The organism is Arthrobacter sp. CDRTa11 (assembly GCF_026427775.1).
Lineage (GTDB): Bacteria > Actinomycetota > Actinomycetes > Actinomycetales > Micrococcaceae > Arthrobacter.
The window spans coordinates 4,903,409-4,920,670 of the sequence record NZ_CP044532.1 but is presented as its reverse complement, the minus strand read 5'-3'; the positions used below and the strand labels follow the sequence as shown (position 1 = coordinate 4,920,670).

16 protein-coding genes are annotated in these 17,262 nt (G+C 64.6%); 4 read left to right on the top strand and 12 right to left on the bottom strand.

What is annotated here, in order from left to right; all coding sequences use genetic code 11:
• Positions 1 to 64 precede the first annotated feature (64 nt).
• Positions 65 to 1,060, top strand: a complete 996-nt coding sequence (locus tag F8G81_RS22445) for an ABC transporter substrate-binding protein (protein ID WP_267276819.1) — start codon at positions 65 to 67, stop codon at positions 1,058 to 1,060.
• Between the two features lie 107 nt (positions 1,061 to 1,167).
• On the opposite strand, the gene F8G81_RS22440 is transcribed toward F8G81_RS22445, so the two are convergent.
• The 6 genes from F8G81_RS22440 to F8G81_RS22415 form a co-directional block, all read right to left on the bottom strand.
• Complete coding sequence (locus F8G81_RS22440) at positions 1,168 to 1,839, bottom strand: FadR/GntR family transcriptional regulator (protein WP_267276818.1); 672 nt, start codon at positions 1,837 to 1,839, stop codon at positions 1,168 to 1,170.
• A gap of 123 nt (positions 1,840 to 1,962) precedes the next feature.
• The gene (locus F8G81_RS22435) at positions 1,963 to 3,477 is read right to left on the bottom strand and encodes an amino acid permease (protein WP_267279332.1); all 1,515 of its coding nucleotides are present in this window, start codon (positions 3,475 to 3,477) and stop codon (positions 1,963 to 1,965) included.
• A gap of 101 nt (positions 3,478 to 3,578) precedes the next feature.
• A complete protein-coding gene (locus F8G81_RS22430) occupies positions 3,579 to 5,042 on the bottom strand; it encodes an aspartate ammonia-lyase (protein ID WP_267279331.1) in 1,464 nt (487 codons plus the stop codon).
• Between the two features lie 71 nt (positions 5,043 to 5,113).
• The gene (locus F8G81_RS22425) at positions 5,114 to 6,277 is read right to left on the bottom strand and encodes an asparaginase (RefSeq protein WP_267276817.1); all 1,164 of its coding nucleotides are present in this window, start codon (positions 6,275 to 6,277) and stop codon (positions 5,114 to 5,116) included.
• 19 nt (positions 6,278 to 6,296) lie between these two features.
• A complete protein-coding gene (locus F8G81_RS22420) occupies positions 6,297 to 7,052 on the bottom strand; it encodes a FadR/GntR family transcriptional regulator (protein ID WP_416377077.1) in 756 nt (251 codons plus the stop codon).
• Positions 7,053 to 7,178: 126 nt separating this feature from the next.
• A complete protein-coding gene (locus F8G81_RS22415) occupies positions 7,179 to 9,032 on the bottom strand; it encodes a glycoside hydrolase family 15 protein (RefSeq protein ID WP_267276816.1) in 1,854 nt (617 codons plus the stop codon).
• A gap of 204 nt (positions 9,033 to 9,236) precedes the next feature.
• On the opposite strand from F8G81_RS22415, the gene F8G81_RS22410 reads away from it, so the two are divergent.
• Both F8G81_RS22410 and F8G81_RS22405 read left to right on the top strand, forming a co-directional pair.
• Complete coding sequence (locus F8G81_RS22410) at positions 9,237 to 9,503, top strand: helix-turn-helix transcriptional regulator (RefSeq protein WP_267276815.1); 267 nt, start codon at positions 9,237 to 9,239, stop codon at positions 9,501 to 9,503.
• Positions 9,500 to 10,756 (top strand): type II toxin-antitoxin system HipA family toxin, encoded by a 1,257-nt coding sequence (locus F8G81_RS22405; protein ID WP_267276814.1) that lies wholly within the window; start codon positions 9,500 to 9,502, stop codon positions 10,754 to 10,756. Before F8G81_RS22410 ends, F8G81_RS22405 begins: the two co-directional genes overlap by 4 nt.
• 33 nt (positions 10,757 to 10,789) lie before the next feature.
• Here the strand turns inward: F8G81_RS22405 and F8G81_RS22400 are convergent, their stop codons facing one another.
• On the bottom strand, positions 10,790 to 11,407 hold the full coding sequence (locus tag F8G81_RS22400) for a uracil-DNA glycosylase (RefSeq protein ID WP_267276813.1): 618 nt from the start codon (positions 11,405 to 11,407) through the stop codon (positions 10,790 to 10,792).
• Positions 11,408 to 11,597: 190 nt separating this feature from the next.
• On the opposite strand from F8G81_RS22400, the gene F8G81_RS22395 reads away from it, so the two are divergent.
• Positions 11,598 to 12,101, top strand: coding sequence for a hypothetical protein (locus F8G81_RS22395; RefSeq protein WP_267276812.1), 504 nt, complete (start codon positions 11,598 to 11,600; stop codon positions 12,099 to 12,101).
• Here F8G81_RS22395 and F8G81_RS22390 read toward each other — a convergent pair.
• From F8G81_RS22390 to F8G81_RS22370, 5 genes are all read right to left on the bottom strand, one after another.
• Positions 12,098 to 13,561, bottom strand: a complete 1,464-nt coding sequence (locus tag F8G81_RS22390; protein WP_267276811.1) for an amidohydrolase — start codon at positions 13,559 to 13,561, stop codon at positions 12,098 to 12,100. The two genes, F8G81_RS22395 and F8G81_RS22390, sit on opposite strands and share 4 nt — an antisense overlap.
• Positions 13,558 to 14,148 carry a hypothetical protein gene (locus F8G81_RS22385; protein WP_267276810.1) on the bottom strand — a complete coding sequence of 197 codons (591 nt, stop codon included), beginning with the start codon at positions 14,146 to 14,148 and terminating at the stop codon, positions 13,558 to 13,560. The genes F8G81_RS22390 and F8G81_RS22385 overlap by 4 nt, the downstream gene beginning before the upstream one ends.
• 176 nt (positions 14,149 to 14,324) lie before the next feature.
• A complete protein-coding gene (locus F8G81_RS22380) occupies positions 14,325 to 14,711 on the bottom strand; it encodes an RNA-binding S4 domain-containing protein (protein ID WP_267276809.1) in 387 nt (128 codons plus the stop codon).
• A 203-nt stretch (positions 14,712 to 14,914) separates the two neighbouring features.
• Positions 14,915 to 16,024, bottom strand: a complete 1,110-nt coding sequence (locus tag F8G81_RS22375; protein ID WP_267276808.1) for a sulfite oxidase — start codon at positions 16,022 to 16,024, stop codon at positions 14,915 to 14,917.
• A 165-nt stretch (positions 16,025 to 16,189) separates the two neighbouring features.
• Complete coding sequence (locus F8G81_RS22370; protein WP_267276807.1) at positions 16,190 to 17,194, bottom strand: aldo/keto reductase family protein; 1,005 nt, start codon at positions 17,192 to 17,194, stop codon at positions 16,190 to 16,192.
• Positions 17,195 to 17,262: the final 68 nt, after the last annotated feature.

Genomic DNA, 17,262 nt, shown 5'->3' with positions numbered 1-17,262 from the left:
CCCCCGGCAACGCACCATCCCAACCATCTCCATTCCCCATCAAAAAACAACGGAGTTTTCACGAATGAACAAGCCCACTTTTGACCGCCGCAGTTTCCTCACCTTGTCCGGCCTGGCTCTGGGCGTGGTGGCAATCGCCGGCTGCGAGGCACCGGCAGGAACGCCGGCCGGAACGGCCGCCGGCGGAGCCAAGCCGTACATCGCCATCGTTTCCAAGGGGTTCCAGCACCAGTTCTGGCAGGCCGTGAAGCAGGGCGCTGACCAGGCTGCCAAGGAGTTCGACGTCGAAGTCAGCTTCGAGGGTCCCAACACCGAGAAGGACGTGGACCAGCAGATCCAGATGTTGACCACGGCCCTGGGCAAATCACCGGCCGCCATCGGTTTTGCTGCCCTCGACTCACAGGCAGCCACGCCGCTGCTGGAACAGGCCAAGGGCAAGAACATCCCGGTGGTTGCCTTCGACTCCGGCGTGGACTCGGACATTCCCGTCACCACGGCATCCACGGACAACAAGGCTGCCGCTGCGGAGGCCGCCAAACACCTGGCCGAGCTCATTGGCGGCAAGGGCGAGATCGCCATCATCGGCCACGACCAGACCTCCAAGTCGGGTACGGACAGGCGGGACGGCTTCAAGGAATACATCGAGAAGAACCACCCGGACGTCAAGATCGTGGCCATCCAGTATGCCGGCGGCGATCAGCTCCTCTCCGCGGATGCGGCCAAGGCCATTGTGACGGCCAACCCCAACCTGAAGGGCATGTACGGCACCAATGAGGGTTCGGCCATCGGCGTGGTCAAGGCTGTGGAGGAACTTGGCCTCAAAGGCAAGCTGACCATTGTCGGCTTCGATTCGGGCAAAGCCCAGATCGACGCCATCCGGTCCGGTCTAATGGCAGGTGCCGTGACGCAGAACCCGGTGGGAATCGGCTATGAAACCGTGAAGGCTGCGGTAGCCGCGATCAAGGGCGACAAGCTGGAGAAGGTGGTGGATACCGGGTTCTACTGGTACGACGCCACGAACATTGACTCGGAGAAGATCAAACCGAACCTCTACCAGTAGGTCCTGCCAACCAGCCAGCCAGCCCGGCAGCATCCTGCCGGGCTGGCGCAGTCTGATGGGATGGGAAAGGCCCGCTGCTGACGCAGCGGGCCTTTTCTGTTCCCTCTTTAGAGTGCCTGCCTCAGCCAGCTCTCGACGCCGCTGATGTGGACGGTTACAAGCGCCCTGACAAGTTCCGCGTCGCCGCGTTCAAGGGCATCGGCAATGGCCTTGTGTTCGGCAAGGGTGTGCGCAACTGCGCGGTCCTGCGTGAGCCCGCGCCAGATGCGGGCCCGCACCGTGCTGCCGGACAGGGCATCCAGCAGGCTTTCCAAATACGCGTTGCCCGCGGCCCTGCTGATGATGCGGTGGAACTCCAGGTCATGGGCGACCAGTTCCTCCACGTCGGTGTTCTCGTCGATGCCCTCCATGGTGGCGCTCAGTTCAAGGAGTTCGCCGGCCCCGATCTTGCCGGTGGCGATAAAAGCGGTGGCGGGTTCGAGAATACGTCGGACCTCGAAGAGCTCAAGGATGGACTTGTCCTGATGAAGTTCCACCACAAAAGCCACGGCCTCGTTGAGCAGCTTCGCGTCCAGGCTGGTGACATAGGTGCCGTCCCCGCGCCTGACGTCCAGCACCTTGATGAGCTCCAATGCCTTGACTGCCTCGCGCAGGGAGCTCCGGGAGAGGCCCAGCCGGTCGCTGAGCTCCTTCTCCGGGGGCAGGCGGTCGCCGGCCTTGAGTTCGCCCCGAAGGAGCATGTCCTTGATCTTGCCGATCGCTTCATCAGTGACTGCCATGGCTCCATCTTAGCGGCCATACATCTGATGTTTAGCAGAAACCGCGACGGCGGCACCTGGGTTCCGTGAAAACAGAACCCGGGTGCCGCCGTCGGGCGTTGCCTGCGGTGGGTATGGCAGGTGTTATTTGCCGTCCTTGCGGGTACCGGGAGCCGGACGATTAGCCACCAGGGGGTACGGCCCAGTGTGGCCGTCGCGGACCTTGGCGATTTCCAGGACGCGGTCGCGGCAGAGGTACCAGCCGAGCATCAGGGCCGGAATGATGACCACCAGTGAAGCGACAGTCCAGGTTCCGGCCGGGGAGTCGAAGGCCATCATGACCAGCACCGCGGCAAGGAATGCGAGCGTAAGCCAGCCGGTCACCGGGGCGCCGGGCATCCGGAAGGCCGGACGCAGTACCTCTCCACGCTTGGCGAGCTTGGCCAGCTGCATCTGGCACAGGACGATCATGGCCCAGGTGCTGATGATGCCCAGCGAGGCGACGTTCAGGACAATCTCGAACGCTTCCGCCGGAACGATCGCATTCAGGACCACACCAAGGACAGCCACCACTGCGGTCAGCGCGATGCCGCCGTAGGGGACACCGGCCTTGTTCATGCGTCCGGCGAACTTCGGGGCCGAGCCGGCCAGCGACATGGAGCGCATGATGCGTCCCGTGGAGTACAGCCCGGCGTTCAGCGAAGACAGCGCCGCCGTGAGCACCACGAGGTTCATGATCGCGTCAATGCCCTCCACGCCGATGGAGCCGAAGAAGGTGACAAACGGGCTTTCGCCGGCCTTGTAGGCCGTGAACGGGAGCAGCAGCGAAAGCAGGATCAGGGAACCGACGTAGAACACAGCGATACGCAGGACCACAGTGTTGATGGCCTTCGGCATGATCTTTTCCGGGTTCTCGGTTTCACCGGCGGCGGTACCGATCAGCTCGATGGAGGCGTAGGCGAACAGCACACCCTGCATCACCACAATGGCCGGCAGCAGGCCATTCGGGAACATGCCGCCGTTGTCGGCGATCAGCGTGAAGCCAACTTCCTGGCCCTCCACCGGAGTGCCAAAGATGACGAAGTAGATGCCAATGATCAGGAAGCTCACCAGGGCAACCACCTTGATGAGGGCGAACCAGAACTCAAGCTCGCCGAACACCTTGACGGAAACCAGGTTCAGGCCGAGGACCAGAACGAGGGCCAGCAGCGCCCAAATCCACTGCTGCACATCTGCGATGGCCGGTACGTACTTCTTGAAAAAGTTCATGTAAAGCGCGACGGCGGTGATGTCCACAATCGCCGTCATCGCCCAGTTAAGCCAGTAGAGCCAGCCGGTGACGAACGCTGCCTTCTCACCGAAGAATTCGCGGGCATATGACACGAAGGAACCGGAGGACGGCCGGTGCATGACCAGTTCGCCCAGGGCCCGGAGGATCATAAAGGCGAAGAAGCCACAGACTGCGTAGCTGATGATCAGGGCGGGGCCTGCGGAGGCAAGGCGGCCGCCGGCACCCATGAACAGGCCGGTGCCGATGGCGCCGCCGATCGCGATCATCTGGACCTGGCGGGGCTTAAGGCCCTTGTGGTAGCCCTCGTCCTCCAGATGCAGGGTTGCTTCGGAGGCGTGGGCGTGCGCTGGAATGGTGTGGTCGGAGATGGCCGCTTTTTGCTGGGCGGCCACTGGGGGCTGTGTCACGGGAGTCCTTTTTCTCTTGGGGTGGGGACTATCAGGTGGGGCTTTTATTAGTGCTCTTGCTGTTATTGCTGGGTGGCGCGTTTGGTGAGGTTTGCCAGGCGTTCGGGGCTGAGGAGTTCCTGGAGCTGCGCGTCGGTGAGCAGTCCGTGTTCGAGGACGAGTTCGGCGACGCCTTTGCCGGTGGCGAGTGCTTCCTGGGCGATGGCGGTGGCCGTGGTGTAGCCCAGGTGCGGGTTCAGTGCGGTGACCAGGCCGATGGATTGTTGGACGGTCAGGCGCAGGTGTTCAGTGTTGGCGGTGATGCCTCGGATGCAGCGTGCGGTGAGGGTGGTGCAGGCTGCCTGGAGGTGGGAGATGCTCTTGTGGAGGCTGTGGACGATGATGGGTTCGAAGGCGTTGAGTTGGAGTTGCCCGGCTTCGGCGGCCATGGTGATGGTGACGTCGTTGCCGATCACTTCGTAGGCGACCTGGGAGACTACTTCCGGGATGACGGGGTTGATCTTGCCGGGCATGATGGAGGAGCCGGACTGGACGGCGGGGAGGTTGATTTCGCCGAAGCCGGCGCGCGGGCCGGAGGAGAGCAGGCGCAGGTCGTTGCAGGTTTTGGAGAGTTTCACGGCGACGCGTTTGAGGACGCCGGAGAGGTGGACGAACGCGCCGACGTCCTGGGTGGCTTCGATCAGGTCCGGCGCGGTGACCAGGGGCAGGCCGGTGATTTGGGCGAGGTGGCGGCAGGCGGCTTCGGTGTAGCCGGCGGGGGCGTTCAGGCCGGTGCCGATGGCGGTGGCGCCGAGGTTGATTTCGTGGATGAGCAGGTTTGCTTCGGCGAGCCGGAGCCGGTCTTCGCCGATGGTGATGGCGTAGGTGCCGAATTCCTGGCCCAGGGTCATGGGCACGGCGTCCTGGAGTTGGGTGCGGCCCATTTTGACGACGGTGCGGAATTCCAGGGCTTTGGCGGCGAAGGCTTCTTCGAGTTCTTCGAGCGCGGCGAGGAGTTCCTTGACGGCGAAGATGGTGCCCAGTTTCACGGCGGTGGGGTAGACGTCGTTGGTGGACTGGGAGAGGTTGACGTGGTCGTTGGGGTGCAGGCGGGTGTATTCGCCTTTGGCGTGGCCGAGGATTTGCAGGGCCCGGTTGGCGATGACCTCGTTGGCGTTCATGTTTGAGGAGGTCCCGGCGCCGCCCTGGATGACGTCCACGACGAACTGGTCTGCGTAGTGGCCGTTCATCACGTCGGTGCAGGCCTGTTCGATCGCGGCGGCGCGTTCGGGGTCCAGGAGGCCGAGTTCGAGGTTGGTGCGGGCCGCGGCCTGTTTGACCGCGGCCAGGCCGCGGACCAGGTGCATGTTCGAGGACAGCGGCTGGCCGGTGATGGGGAAATTTTCCACCGCGCGCAGGGTATGCACGCCCCAGTAAGCCTCCGCCGGGACGTCCCGGTCACCAAGCAGATCATGCTCAGAACGCGTAGACACTTTCTTGCCAACACCGGGGGGTGTGGCAAAGCCGGTAGCGGAGGTTGCCGCCATCCCGTCCGCTGCCTTTGTTGAGGCTGCGGCCTTGATGGCGTCACTGGTATCGGGGGTGGTCATGGGGGTCCTCACGCGGCTTCTTTGACGGGCGTGGACAAAAAGTCAGTGGACAGCAGCCGCCCTACCTGGCGGCCTCCACCCAACACGGGGGCACTGGCAATGCCGGCGAGGGACGCGGTGTCCTCACCCAGCGCCTTGAGGACGCGCACGGTGACGGGCATCCGGGCGCGGTCGGCGCCGTCGGCGATCTTCACGGCTACGGCGCGGCCGTCGGGCAGGCCCACCAGCTGAATCCCTTCAAAGCCGTCCTTGGCCACGGTACCGGGCAGCAGGTGCATCAGTTCGGTGACGTCCCGGTGGTCGCCGGCCACCATGTCCGGGTGCAGCTGGATGGCACGGCCAACGGCGGCTTCTGCCGTCAGCGGCAGTGTCCCGCCGTCGTCGGATGTGACGGTCTTCGTGTTGCCCGCAGCGGCGCTTGTGGTGCCTGCAGGGGCGCTGGCCCGGCCGATCCGGCCGAAGGCGCGCGCCATGCCGGGGAGTGTTAAGGCCAGGAGCGGGGTGCCGCAGCCGTCCGTGCTGTAGGCGAACGGCTGCTCGCCCGTCAACTCGATAATGGTTTGGGCCACGAACTGCTGCAGCGGGTGGGACGGCTCAAGGTAGCCGCGCACAGGCCAGCCGTTGATGACGCACGTGGCTGCCATGGCGGCGTGCTTGCCGGAGCAATTCTGGGCCAGCTGGGTTGCCCGCCCTCCCGAACGAAGCCATTCTTCGCGTTCACTGATGCCGTAGGGAAGGTCGGTGCTGTTTTCCAGGTCGCTGGCCGTGAGGCCGTGCTGTTCCAGGATCCGCAGGGCGCCGTCGCGGTGCTTAGCAGCACCGGAGTGGCTGGCGGCAGCGAGGGCCAGCAGATCGGCCGGGAGTTCCAGCCCGGCCCGGACCATGGCTACGGCCTGCAGCGGCTTGAGCGAGGAACGCGGATAGAACGGGCGGAGGGGATCGCCGGCCGCCGCAAGGATCGAACCATCCGGAGCGGTGGCAATGACCGAGCCGTAGTGCACGCTTTCCACCAGGCCGTCGCGGACGGCAACCGCCAGGGCGGCATGCTGCGGCAGATCATGGGCTGCCGGTGCCACGTCAGCGGTCGCGGCGGTCACCGGGCCAGTCACGTCGAGGGCCCCGACTTCGGTGCGGGCAGCCTTCTGGGCAGCGGAAAATGCAGGGGTTGGCATGGGGTCCTTGGGGTAACGGTTACTTGTTCAGGATGGAATCGAGGGCAAGGCCCACTGCGTACAGGTGCTCGGCCATGGCGGCGCTTGCCTCTTCGGCAGAGCCGGCTTCGATGGCAGCGAGAATCTTCTGGTGCTCCGCGTCTGAGGCGTGCTGGCGGTCAGCCACCATGTTCAGGGTTTCGGACTGGAAGGCCAGGGCGCCCCTGATTTCTGCGACCACACTGGCAAAAACCTTGTTGCGGCTGGCGAACGCTATGGCGGCATGGAAGCTGGAGTCCAGGGCCACCCATGATTCGGGATCGGTTTCCGTGGACATTGCTGCCACGATGTGCCGGAGGGTCTCCAGTTCTTCATCCGTGCGGCGCTGGGCCGCCAGCCCTGCAGCCGGAACTTCGATGTGAGGGCGGGCTTCGTTGAGGTCCCGGGCGGAGTACTGTCCCAGCGTGAGGTCGTTGGCCACCTTGTTGGCCACCACAAAGGTGCCCTTGCCTGTTTTGGTCACGGTGAGGCCCAAGGCGGTGCAGGAGCGCAAGGCTTCCCTGATGACGGAGCGGCTTACGCCATATTGCTGCGAAAGCGTGGCTTCAGAGCTGAGTTTGCCACCAACGGGCACCTTGCCTGACTCGATGTCGGCGCGGATGGCATTGAACACTGCTTCGGCAGCACTGAGCCGGGCCAATGGCTGGGCCATTCCCCCTTGCAGCCCTTGGGCGGCTGGCTGGCTGGCTGAGGACTCGGCAGGCTGTCCTGCTGTCCGGCTGTCTGACAGGTTCACGCTTAAAATATGGCACGGGTCACAGGCGCTGTCAACATCCGGGGGTTATCGAAAGAGCGGAGGCTTTGATCTGCGGGTCAGATCAGGGGTCCCTGCACTGGGCCGGACCTCGTGTCAGATGCTGCTTCACGAGGCCTCAGCGCTGCGCCGGCGCTGTTGGGCTTTGAGGAGCCGCAGGCCGCTGGCCAGCACGCCCACATGGCTGAAGGCCTGCGGAAAGTTCCCCAGGAACTCTCCGGTGTCAGGGTGGATCTGCTCGGGAAACAGTCCCAGCGGGTTCGCCCGCTTGCACAGGGATTCGTAGAGTTCGTGGGCCTCATCCACACGTCCTTGCCCTGCCATGTTGTCTACCAGCCAGAAGCTGCACAGGAGGAATGCGCCTTCGCCGCCCGGCAGGCCGTCCGGGGATTCTGATGGGAGATAGCGGAACAGCAGTCCGTTGCCTGCGTCCAGGTTGGCAGCGATGGCTTGGGTGGTGGCCACCATCCTGGGGTCACTGAACGAAATGACGTTCCGGACGGGGAGCGTCAGGAGCGTGGCATCAAGCCCTCCGGAGCCGCCCAGGTGTTCGGTGAAGGTGCCCCTGTCCTCGTTCCAGGACAATCCAAGGGCGGCGTTGTGAATCTCCCTCGCCGCCGCCTCCCAGCGCCGTTTTGGATACGGCAGCTTGTGTCGCCGGGCGATGCGGATGGCACGGTCGATGGCCACATGGCACATGGCTGCCGAATAGGTGAAGGGCCGGCCGGTGCTCCTGACTTCCCAGGGGCCGCTGTCCGGGCTCCTCCAGCTCCTGATGGCGGCTTCGACGATGGGAGTCAGGGCAGCCCAAAGCTGGCGGTCCACTGGCTGCCCGCTGTTGGACCACTGGTACGCAACGTCCACTATTTCTCCGTAGACATCGTGCTGGGCCTGGTGCCTGGCACCGTTTCCCCAACGCACGGGGGAGGATCCCCGGTAGCCGTGCAGCACCGGATCTTCCACTTCTTCAGGCGGCTGGGAGCCGTCCAGGGCGTACATCACGTGTGGCTCGCCGTCGCGCTCCACGTTGGTGAGGACCCAGGCGAGGAACACGTCGGCATCGCTGGGATCGCCAATTCGGCGGAAGACGTAGTTGGAGAAGGCGGCGTCCCGCACCCAGGTGTACCGGTAGTCCCAGTTGCGGGGCGCACCAGGCCATTCGGGCAGGGAAGACGTGGCGGCGGCCATGATCGCGCCCGTCTCTGCGTGATCCAGCATCTTCAGCGTAAGGGCCGAGCGCTTCATGAGATCGGCCTGGGATCCCTCACAGTCCAGGCCAGAGGCCCACTGGCGCCAGCCCCGCACCGTCTGGTCGATCAGCACCCTGGCGTCCGGCCGCTGACGCAGCCGGAAGCGCCCGGACCAGTGCAGGGACACGGTAATTGATTCACCCGCACGCAGGGTTAACTCAGCGGAGAGGCCGCGGCCGTCAGGCCGGAGTTCCACCGAGGACCAGAGGTACACCTCCGAGGTGCCGTTCACCGGCCAGTCAAACCGCCACCCGCCGGCGAGCTTGTCAAAGCTCGTACCGACCTTGGGCGTCAGGCGGACCCGGACCCGCACATCGCCTCCCACCGCCCGGGCCTGGCGGAGCAACTCACGCCGGCCGGCCGGGACGGGCTCCGCAAGATTGGCTCCGGAGCGAAGGGTAAGGCAGTCCGTCACCTGGAGCATGCCGTGATCGGAGAACAGGGAGGTGACCAGCACGCAGGAGTCCTCCGTATACCGCTGCGCGGAGGAATGCAGAGGCACGGGTGTGATCTCAAAGAGCCCGCCGGCCTCCATGTCCAGAATGCCTGCCAGGAAAGGCGGACTGTCGAATTCAGGGAGGCAGAGCCAGGAAATTGCACCGTCCCGCCCTACCAAGGCACAGGAGGAACCGTCGCCGATGAGTCCATGATCCTCGATAGGCAGGTACCCATCGAGGCGCTCCACCGGGCGCGGGATCGCCGCAGCAAACATGCCTGCTGGTTCCTTCAGATTCTCTTTCCCTGGGTACTTAAATTATCCCGCTGATGCGGCCAGTCCGCCACTGATGGATGGAATTTCCGGAGCGCTACCGGCACGTTCGTTCCGATCCACCTCTTCCGTCTAGGCATGCGTGAGCGTAGACTCTAGCCACCACTGATAATCGGAACGATCGTACCTATAGGAGCGCCGAGCATCATGCCAGAACCCATCAGTGTCCTCCTGGCAGCAGAGGTCCGGACACGGCGGGGACGGCTTGGGCTCACCCAGCAGGATCTTGCAGACATGGCGGGTGTGTCCGAGCGCTTCGTCCGGTTCGTGGAGCAGGGAAAACCAAGCATCCAGCTGGATTCACTCACCGCCGTACTTGAAACGCTTGGGCTGGAACTCCGGCTGGCCGGCAAGCTCGGCAAGGCGGCCCATTCGGTCGCCAGCCAGGCCACGGACGGTGAATCCAGGCCATGAAGCACCGCGTCGCGGACATCTGCAAGGCAGGCGTGCTGGCTGCCCGGCTCGAGAGGCACGACGGCGGCACGCGCTTCAGCTACCTGCCCGCGTACCTTGCGGGCGGGGGACCCGCCGTCGCCACGTCGCTGCCGCTCACGGCGCAGCCGGTGCTGTCCGCGGCCGGGGCGGCCCCACCCTACTTCACCGGCCTGCTCCCCGAGGGGCGCAGGCTCAACGCGCTGCGGCGGTCCGTCAAAACCAGCATTGATGATGACCTCTCCCTGCTGATTGCGACGGGCGCCAACCCGGTGGGAGATGTGCAGATCGTCGGGCACGGTGAACCGCTGGACCCTGACGAGCACGCCGTAGAGCTGGACACCCGGCAGCCTGTGGACTTCGACGAACTGCTGGGCGATCCGGACCTGATCGATCCGGTAGCCCTCGCCGGGGTGCAGGACAAGCTCTCCGCCGGGATGATTTCATTGCCGGTGGCCAGTGCTGGCAAGCGCTTCATCCTCAAACTCAACGCCCCCGAATTTCCCCATGTGGTGGAGAACGAGCTGGTGATGTTCCGTTATGCGGCGCGGCTGCGGATCCCGCTCAGCAGGGTACGGCTGATCCGCGATGTTGCCGGCAGGCCTGGCCTGCTGGTGGAACGCTTCGACCGGGTGCCGGCAGCAGGGGCGGCGCCGGCAGCCCGTGGACCTGATGTGCAGCGCCTTGCCGTGGAGGACGGGGCCCAGGTGCTTCGGCTTTACCCCGCGGACAAATACAACGTGGGCTACGGGCAGGTGGCCCACGCCTTGGCTGACCACTGCTCCGCGCCCCTCCCGGCGCTCCGCAATCTGGCGCTCCAGGCCGCTTTTGCCTGGCTGACGGGCAACGGTGACCTGCACGCAAAGAACGTCTCCATGGTTCAGCATCCGGAGGGTGAGTGGACCATCGCGCCCGTCTATGACATCCCCTCCACAGTGGTCTATGGGGACAAAACACTGGCGCTGACGCTGGGCGGGAAACGCACCGGGATCTCACGGCGGCATTTTCTCGGCTGGGCCACCGAACTCGGGCTGACGGAGCGCGCGGCGGCCCACGTGCTGACGCTCGCCTTGACGGCGTCCGGTCCGCTGATTCCGGACCTGGAGGCGGGCCGGGCCTTCGCCGGCGTGAACGCGGAGGCCGGGAACGACGACGGCGGCTCACCGTTTCCCGATCTGGTCACCAGATCATGGGTCAAGGAGCTGAAGCACCGGCGGAGGCTGCTGGAAAGGTGAGGTACTGCTGGATCGGGGAGGTACCGCGGAGGGCTAAAGGTGCTGGATTCCGGCCCGCTGCATGGCGTCCCGGTAGATCTCCACGCTCTTGGCCAGAAGGTCTTCCTGCTTGGCTTCGGAGACGGCGAAGGCGCGGCCGCCCAGGGCGCTGGCCTTGTAGATCTTGATGCCGCTGTTCTTCAGCGACGAGTGGTACGTCTTCTCGAAGAGGGTGAGGAACGTGGAGGCGTCCGTGCCGTGGGCGATGACGGCGGAGACGCGGCGGTTGATCTTGAGGAACTGACGGAAGGGGCGCAGGCCGTCTGTTTTCTCCTGGACATTCAGTGCTGAGGGAAGGTCCGGATCCCGGATCCAAGGGTAGGCGTTCCATGGCATGACATAGCGGGGGTCAAGCTCTGCGAGTTCGTAAATCTGGGTGGCCCGGCGCGCGGCTTCGTCGTCGTTGTAGTGGGAGATGAACCCGGACTCGGTGCCCTTGCCGGGGCTTACCTGAAGGCTCACGATCCGGCATTCGTCCTCGTCATGCACGGGATCGATGTAGGGAACGATTGACCCTGGCTTCTTTTCCATCAGTTCGTCGCAAAGCTGCGTTACCGCCGCGATGTTCGGTTCCTGTAGCAGGGCCTTTTTTTCGTCCCAGTCAATCGTCACGATCTCTCCCTCAGCAGCACGGCGTCCAGAATCAGGCGTCTTAGCCCACTCTACGCTTTTGGGCGTTAGGGTGCGCGGGGAGAATCTTCCATTACCGACCACCAGCGTCCCTTCACAGCGGGCCATTGAGGAAGAATATCAACGGGGACCCACGTCACCGCACCGTCACGGCTAAAAAAGGAACCTCACGATGGTCAGCAGGAAAACACTCAAGGCTGACGGATTTTCAGGATTCAGGGCCGTGGACGCGCTGGAGATTATGCGGGTGCCGCAGGGGACCGGCGTTTTTGCCGTGCTCCGGCCGGACGGCTTCGAACCTCAATTTCTCAAGAAAAGCACTGCCGGGATTTTCAAAAAGAAGAATCCGTCGCTGCCACTTTCAGCCCTGGGCGCCGAATGGATTAAGGATGCGGATGTCCTCTACATCGGCAAAGCCGGTCCAGGGAGCAAGGGTAACCGGGGACTGCGTCGCCAAATCCAGGAGTTCCTCGATTTCGGGAAAGGGAAACCGCCGGGTCATTGGGAGGGCAGGCTGGTATGGCAGCTCCTGCACGCCGAATCGCTGCTCATCGCCTGGAAAGAGCTGCCTGCAGCGGAACTGAACGCCGCTGAAGCCCGGCTTCACGCGGATTTTGTCGCCGAGTTTGGCAGGTTGCCGTTTGCGAACCTGGTGCAGGCCCGCGTGCGGAACTAAGCCAGTCCGCCGTCGTACGTGAACCTGCCAGACAGGAGCGTGGCCGCAACAGGCATCGCGGCAAACACGCCGTCCGGAACGGTGAGCGGATCGGCGTCGAGCACCACCAGATCCGCCGGATCTCCCACCCTGATGCTGTGACGGCCCCGCGCCGATGCCGAAAGAGCCTGCCGCCTGCTGATGCCCTGCTCCGGATGCCAGGGCCCACGGCCGTCCTGCCTGGCACTGGTGGTGGCGGCCGACATTGCACCCCATGGATCGATCGGCGCAACAGGAGCATCAGAGCCGAGAGCCAAGGCGGCCCCTGAATCCAGGAGGGACCGCAGTGGAAACGCCCGCTCGGTGCGGCCCGGCCAGTTTGCCTCGGCAGCGTCACGGTCGTCGAGGGCATGGGCCGGCTGCACGCTGGCGGTAACTCCCAGCTGGCCAAACCGGGGAAGATCCTGCTGCCGGACAAACTGGGCGTGCTCAATCCGGCCGCCCAAGCCCGCGCGTTCAAAGGCGTCCAACGCCACCCGGTTTGCAGCATCACCGATGGCATGAACGGCCGGAACAAAGTCTGCCGCTTTCGCCTCCTCCAGGAGCTCCAGCAGCTCCGTCTCACTGACGGTCAGCAGCCCGTGGCCGCCGTGGGGATAAGGGTCCGCGCAGAAGGCGGTGCGGGTGTTGAGCGAGCCATCGATGAGCACCTTCAGGGGGCCAACGCGCAGCAGTCCATTCCCGCCGTCGACTACGAGGCCTGTGCGCATGCCGTCGCTGCGGGCCCGCCCGAGGTCCGCCGGATAAACGCCCGCGTCCACCCGCAAGGCGTCGAAGCCGCTGCCGATGCGCCGCAGCCAGGCGTCCCGGTTCCAGGTCATCTCAAAGTCAACGATGCCCACGATGCCGCGGGCAGCTGCCGCGTTTGCCGCATCGGCGACCCAGCGGTCCACCACCTCATGCGGCAGTTTGCCGAGTTCACGGGTTAGCGCGAAAGCCGGTTCCTCCCGGAGCAGGCCACTCCCGTCAACCGCCACCCCGTACCGGGCCGCGGCCGAGCTGTTCACCCACATACAATGCAGGTCGTGGCTGATCAGGGCGGTCGGCTGGTTGCCGGTGGCGGCGTCGAGCATGTCGAGGGTGGGGACATCCTGCCAGAGAGCATCGCGGAAGCCCACGCCCACGGTTGTGACGGAAGACTGAGCGCCGTGGCGGTGGGATCCGACGGCGGCCGCAGCCTCGCGGGCCGAGCGGGCCTCCGCCAGGTCGAGCCTGTTGGAATGCAGGGCCCACTGGACCATGTGAACGTGTTCATCCCAGAGCCCGGGAATGACATAACGCCCATCGAGGCTGACTACGCGGGTGCCGTCCGGAATCAAGCCTCCCCGGCTGATCCGGCTCACCGCGCCATCCACAATGTGCAGGTCCGAGATGGCGTCGCTCCCGGGCTGGCGGACGGACTTCAGGACGAGGCCGGTCATGGATCCAACACCGCAAGCTCCTCGTCAGAACACGGCCCCGCCTCGACAGGAACGCTAAGCGTCAAATCGACCGACGTCCGGCCGAAAATCCGCACCCTTGCTCCCTGCGCATTGCCCGACGTCACAGACCACCATCCCTTGGACCCCTCATCCAGAACTGAGACGCGGCTGAAGCCGTTCGGTTCCAACACGGGATTGATAGTGTCCATAACCCGCTGGAACTCATCCGACGCTCCCACGACGTCACCGTTGCTCCGGAACGAGGGCAGCCGGAGCGAACACTGCCCATCGGTCCGTTCCCCGATGGAGTACGCATCCCCCGCCCGCCAGCTGATATCTGGAAACTCATCTTCCAGCGCCCTTCGGATGTCGTCGATGACCGGTCCATACTTTTGGGAGCTTTCCACCACATTCAACGGCGGCTCGGTCACCGTTGGCAGTACGGGACGTGTCTCTGTCTGCTGGCACCCGGTCAGGGCAGGAAGCAGCAGGGTTCCGAGCAGAATTCCTGCCACGGCCAGCCCCCGATGCGGCGTTCGTGAAACGCCGTAGATGCGCCGAACGGCAGGCTTTTTTGCTGTCCCCATGGTTCCCCCTGATCTGAGGCGGCCCGAGTATCCATCCCCAACCGCAACGGTTCCGATGTACGCCGCCCCGGCCGCCGTACCAGCCTAGCCTTCAGCCTTGCCCGCGCCGATGGGCAGGACTGACCATCGTTCGCACCGGGCGCTGTTCAGGAAACGGAAACCAGATGTCCGAACGCCTAGGTTGCTGGGCCCCGCAGCCGCTCCATATCGCGGCGGTCCTTCTTGGTTGGCCGCCCTGCGCCGCGGTCGCGCTGGGGAAGACCGAGGGCCGGCGCAACGGGACGCGGCGGGGTGTGATCGGTAAAGCAATGGGAAGCCGCCTCTGCCCCAACGCGCTTGGCAATCAGGCGCCTCACCTCAAGAGTCCGTTCGTAGCCGGACATGCGGACTGTCACGGTGTCACCCGTGACCAGGGTGGCGGACGCCTTGGCCGGACTGCCGTTGAGGCGAACATGGCCGGCGCGGCAGGAGGCAGTGGCTGCGGAGCGGGTTTTGTAGGCGCGGATGGCCCACAGCCAAGCGTCGATTCGAACACTGGCAGGGGAGGAAGGAAGGCTGGTCATGGCTGCGACTGAGTATACGGGCGCGGCGGGCCGTTCACGTTTTTGTCCCTCGCAAGTTCTTGACCCATGATGAACTAAAATACCGGCCGTATGGCTTTTTAATGAATTCGTGCGTAGCATGGCGCATACAGCAGACAGGCGTCGGGCACTTTTGGGGGGTGTCCGACGCATCTGTTTAAGCCCGCCGGGGTGCTCTGAATCCCTTACTCCACGATGGCGTTTACGTGCTGCACCACGTTGTTGCTCAGCCCCTGGTAGTTCCAGTTCTGTTCCAGCGGCTGGACAGCCCCGGTGGCATCCGTGCCACGGCAGGCCAGCACATGCTCCCCGGGATCGGCCACCCATGGCAGAGTCCACTTGCACCAGGCGAACGGGCCCGGAGGTTTCTCCAGCTGGGCCGGCAGCCACTCGCCGTCGATCCCCACCTCAACGCCCGTGACCGCGCCCTCGCCTGACCAGGCCCTGCCGTGCAGCAGCACAGGTCCCGGCGGAAGCGACCGCCTGCGCGTGAAAAAGTCGGGGATGCCCGGCGGAATCATCAGGGAACGGATCCTGATTCGCGAAACCGGTGTGCCGGCGTCGTCCGCGGTGTCCTGGTACCTGTATGCCAGGTGCTGCTGGAATCCGGTAAAGGGGGCTGTCACCACCTCAATCGACTCCAGCCACTTAACGCTTGTCATGCCGTACCAGCCGGGAACCACCAGCCGGAGGGGATAGCCGTGCTGCGGCGGGAGGTCCGCGCCGTTCATCCGATAGGCAAGCACGACGTCGGGGCGCAGCGCTTCCCGGATGGGCAGGCTGCGGGCGTACTTCTGCCGGACGCCGCCCTGGATCCCTTCGTCGGCACCGGTGAAGACAACTTCCACGGCCTCATCCAGGACGCCGGCCTTCGCCAGTAAATAGGCAAGCGGGACCCCGGTCCACTCCGCCGTGCCTACCGCCTCAAGGACCCAAGGCTGGCTGAGCGGGCGGGGCTTCAGCAGCGAGCGGCCGTTGCCGGCGCACTCGAGCGTGACCGGGATGGTGATGGCTGGGTCCTTTTTGAGGGCGGCAAGGCTGAGTTCCATCGCCCGTTCCACCGCACCGCCGATCCGCAGATGCCAGGGCCTTGTGCCGGTGTCCGGGATATCGAAGTGCGTCAGGATGTAGTGCATCCCCGGCGGCGTGACATCGTACCGCAGAGCCTCCAGCGGCATGGAGTGGTTGCGGGCCGACAGCTGAAGCTCCTCAGGAGTCAGCGGCCCTGAGGTGGGCTCGCCGGCCTGCGGCACGGCGCGAGTGGATGGACGTTGCCTGTAGATCTGTTTTGTCATGGCGGTGCGATTCTGCTCGAGCGGCGGCCGGATCCCCTGCTCACAGGTTTACGCCCGGCCGCCCGCTCCGTCAACGATCAAATAACCGCCAGCGGTCCAATGCCCGCCTGAACCAGGGCTACAGGATCCAATGTGGCAATCACATCCCCAGAACCAGGGCGCTCCCTAGGCTTCCCGGGTGGCCGGGGATTTTGTCAGCGCCGGATCACGCTCGGCCAGCGCCCCGATGGCGTCGTCGATTTTCTTCAGGATCTGGGGCTCAAGCGTGACGCCCGCCGCCGCTGCGCTGTCCGCGATCTGCTCAGGCCGGGACGCTCCGATGATGGCCGAAGCCACGTTCGGGTTCTGCAGCACCCAGGCCACGGCGAGCTGCGGCATGGACAGCCCGGCTTCCTGGGCAATGGGCTTCAGTGCCTGAACTCCGGTGAGGACGTCGTCGCGCATCCATCGTTCGATCATCCTGGCGCCGCCCTTCTCATCCGTGGCACGGCTGCCTTCGGGCGCCGGCTGGCCGGGCAGGTACTTGCCGCTGAGCACTCCCTGAGCCATGGGGGACCACACAATCTGGGATACGCCCAATTCTTCCGACGCCGGAACCACCTCAGCCTCGATGACCCGCCACAGCATGGAGTACTGCGGCTGGTTCGAGATCAGTTGGAAGCCCAGTTCCTTGGAGAGCGCATGCCCTTCACGGAGCTGGGCGGCCGTCCATTCACTGACGCCGATATACAGGGCCTTTCCCTGCCGCACGATGTCCGCAAACGCCTGCATGGTCTCCTCCAGCGGCGTTTCAAAATCGTAGCGGTGCGCCTGATAGAGGTCGACGTAGTCGGTTTGCAGCCTGCCCAGGGATCCATTGATGGATTCCATAATGTGTTTGCGGGACAGGCCCACATCGTTCTTGCCCTTGGGGCCGGTGGCGCCGAAGACCTTCGTGAAGATTTCCACGGACTCCCGGCGCTCGCCTTTCAGCGCCTCACCGAGGACGGTTTCCGCAGCCGTGTTGGCGTAGACGTCCGCCGTGTCGAAAGTGCTGATGCCGGCGTCAAGTGCCGCCCGCACGCACTGGCTGGCGACGTCGTTCTCCACCTGCGATCCGTGCGTGAGCCAGTTTCCGAACGTAATTTCCGAGACTTTGAAGCCACTGTTTCCGAGGTATCTGAATTCCATGCTTTTCAAGCTACCGGACTTCTACGAATCCGGAAAGGGCTTTCCGAAGCAAAACGATGAGACAGTGA

Bases quoted from the DNA above. Each gene is read 5' to 3' on its own strand.
- F8G81_RS22445 (WP_267276819.1), top strand. From the start codon at position 65: ATGAACAAGCCCACTTTTGACCGCCGCAGTTTCCTCACCTTGTCCGGC.
- F8G81_RS22440 (WP_267276818.1), bottom strand. From the start codon at position 1,839: ATGGCAGTCACTGATGAAGCGATCGGCAAGATCAAGGACATGCTCCTT.
- F8G81_RS22430 (WP_267279331.1), bottom strand. From the start codon at position 5,042: ATGGCGGCAACCTCCGCTACCGGCTTTGCCACACCCCCCGGTGTTGGC.
- F8G81_RS22425 (WP_267276817.1), bottom strand. From the start codon at position 6,277: ATGCCAACCCCTGCATTTTCCGCTGCCCAGAAGGCTGCCCGCACCGAA.
- F8G81_RS22415 (WP_267276816.1), bottom strand. From the start codon at position 9,032: ATGTTTGCTGCGGCGATCCCGCGCCCGGTGGAGCGCCTCGATGGGTAC.
- F8G81_RS22410 (WP_267276815.1), top strand. From the start codon at position 9,237: ATGCCAGAACCCATCAGTGTCCTCCTGGCAGCAGAGGTCCGGACACGG.
- F8G81_RS22405 (WP_267276814.1), top strand. From the start codon at position 9,500: ATGAAGCACCGCGTCGCGGACATCTGCAAGGCAGGCGTGCTGGCTGCC.
- F8G81_RS22395 (WP_267276812.1), top strand. From the start codon at position 11,598: ATGGTCAGCAGGAAAACACTCAAGGCTGACGGATTTTCAGGATTCAGG.
- F8G81_RS22390 (WP_267276811.1), bottom strand. From the start codon at position 13,561: ATGACCGGCCTCGTCCTGAAGTCCGTCCGCCAGCCCGGGAGCGACGCC.
- F8G81_RS22385 (WP_267276810.1), bottom strand. From the start codon at position 14,148: ATGGGGACAGCAAAAAAGCCTGCCGTTCGGCGCATCTACGGCGTTTCA.
- F8G81_RS22380 (WP_267276809.1), bottom strand. From the start codon at position 14,711: ATGACCAGCCTTCCTTCCTCCCCTGCCAGTGTTCGAATCGACGCTTGG.
- F8G81_RS22375 (WP_267276808.1), bottom strand. From the start codon at position 16,024: ATGACAAAACAGATCTACAGGCAACGTCCATCCACTCGCGCCGTGCCG.
- F8G81_RS22370 (WP_267276807.1), bottom strand. From the start codon at position 17,194: ATGGAATTCAGATACCTCGGAAACAGTGGCTTCAAAGTCTCGGAAATT.